Origin of the sequence: Seohaeicola nanhaiensis, assembly GCF_042654245.1 — a bacterium.
Classification (GTDB): domain Bacteria; phylum Pseudomonadota; class Alphaproteobacteria; order Rhodobacterales; family Rhodobacteraceae; genus Seohaeicola_A; species Seohaeicola_A nanhaiensis.
The window spans coordinates 1-2,283 of the sequence record NZ_JBHSGI010000021.1 but is presented as its reverse complement, the minus strand read 5'-3'; the positions used below and the strand labels follow the sequence as shown (position 1 = coordinate 2,283).

Genomic DNA, 2,283 nt, shown 5'->3' with positions numbered 1-2,283 from the left:
GCCAGCGCCAGCGGGTGGAGCGGGGATGCACCTTCCTCGGTGGCCTGGCAGTGGTATTCCGGCGCGGACGCGATCGACGGGGCCACCTCGGCGACCTATACGCCGGTGTCGGGCGATAACCTGTCCGGCATTCGTGCCGTCGCCACGCCCAGCGACACCTACCCGTCGCGCAGCTCGGCGAGCTATGTGGTGCGCGACGCCCCGCCGGCCGTCAACTCGGCCCCCTCGATCTCTGGCAGCCCGGTGGTCGGGCAGACCCTGACCGGCGTTCTGGGGACCTTCACCGGCTCGGGGCTCACGACTGAACACGTCTGGCAGGTGTCCGACGATGGCACGACGGGTTGGGCTGACACGGCGTCGACCGGCACGACCGGCCCCGTGATGGTCGAGGGCAACTACTATCGGTTGGTCTCTTCGACCGCGAACAGCGGTGGTGCTGCGGCTGCAGCGTCCAGCGTGATCGGCCCGGCGATCAGCATCACGGCCCGGACCATCGCCAGCGTGACCGCCGGCACCTGGACCGGCTCGGCCCAGCCGCTGACCATCGTGTCGGATGCGCAGGACGGTGACGACGTCTATCTGGTGATCGTGCCCGAAGCCGACGCAGCGCCGGCGCCGGAAGAAGTCGCCGCCGGCGAGGCGAATGGCGGGGGTGCGCCGCTCGGGATTGTCACCGGTGTCTGGCCCGGGCCATTCAGCGCCACGCTGGACCCCGGCGTCGCCCGCCAGAACGCCAAGGCCTATGCCGTGATCGACAATGGCGTCCTGTCGGAGGCCGTCGCCTCGGCCGCCTTCCTGGTGGACAGCACGGCCGCGATCCTGTCGAGCCTGATCGCCACGGCGGACGGGTCGGACATCGATGTGTCGGTGACCAGCAACGATGCCGTGGGCGAAATCTTCTTTGCTGTTCGTCTGAGCAGCAACCCGCAGCTCTCGGCCGCGAACATCATCAACGGCACCGGCGACGCGCTCGACACCGATAGCGACGACACGCCCGAGGCCGGCAGCGGCAACCTGGGCGGCTTCATCGGCCTGGGCGCTGCCACCTATGTCGTCGATGCCGTCCAGGTGGATGATCGCGGCAACGTGTCGGCCGTGGTCAGCTCGGCCGAGGTGACGATTTCCACATTCTCTGTCTTCCGGGTCGGCAATTTTCAGTCCAGCGGATACCTCGGAACAAACCCAACATTCCCCCTCAACCAGCCGGAAGTTCTCGCCGGGGACACGGTTTATATTTTCTATGGGCGCAACGCAATTCCTACGGCCATGTCCATCAACGGCAACCCCATGACGCCGGTGGAGAGCAATGGAGGCAGTAACGGGTTCGGCACGCATTGCTTCTCCTACGTGATGCCGGTCAACGGGACTTCCAGCGACGTCCTGAGCATAACTCTGGCAACCAGCACGAACGAACATGCCATCGAGAAGTGGGCAGTTCGGGGAAGCCACTCCTTGGTCAAGCTCAGCGCCTACAGCGCAACCGGGTTCTCGACCAGCATCGCGCCGACATCGGCGATGAATGCCATCCTTGGCGTCTCCATCGGGAAATACCAGGTGAACTCCGTGACCTGGGGCGGCCTGACCGAAGTTGCTGATGGTCTCGCGGCAACAAACCACGTGACCAGCGCAAGGCTGGACAACGCACCGACCGGAAGCGCGACAGCCGTCACCGTCACCAATGAGGTGAACGACAGGTCCGGCCTCGTTCTGCTCGCAATCTCTGCCGAATAAAGGATCGCCTGATGTTCGAAATCATCGTTACCTGTGAGCAGACCGGTGTCGTCGAAGAGGTTACCGAGACCTTCAACGCAACCGGTTTGCGAATGGCGGTTCTGTCCGACCCGATCGGGCCGGATAGTGTATCTGTCGTCTCGCAGCCAGCTACCGGCCGGGCAGTCAATCGACCGGACGCAAAGGTCGGCGTCGATCTGCTGGACCAAGACCCGGATGGCAACCTGATCATCGTCTACGATCGTCAGAAGGATGGCGTCACTCAGCGCGTCACTGCGACGCTCATTGTCGCACCGGCCCCGGAGGTCAACGGCTGGGGTCTAGGGGATGGGTATTGCCCCCCATTCGACTACGCGACAGGCAAGACTATTGTGGAGCCGTCCCAGAACACCCGCCGCGTCTATGTCTCAAACGACGGCCTGACGGCCGCGGCGATTGCTTCGCTCGAGGGCGTCACCGAGGGCACGATCACGACCACCTGGCTCAGGGACAACCCGGCGACAGGAGCGGGCGGCCTCTACTATGGGGAAAGCGAAGACCTGCCGCTGAATG

At 64.7% G+C, this 2,283-nt stretch carries 2 protein-coding genes; both read left to right on the top strand.

Annotation, left to right across the window (positions count from 1 at the left end; translation table 11 throughout):
- Positions 1–1,731: hypothetical protein (locus ACFO5X_RS14145; protein WP_380718136.1), on the top strand; the 1,731-nt coding region annotated here is incomplete at its 5' end.
- An 11-nt stretch (positions 1,732–1,742) separates the two neighbouring features.
- The coding region (locus ACFO5X_RS14140) for a hypothetical protein (protein WP_380718135.1) at positions 1,743–2,283 on the top strand (541 nt) is incomplete at its 3' end.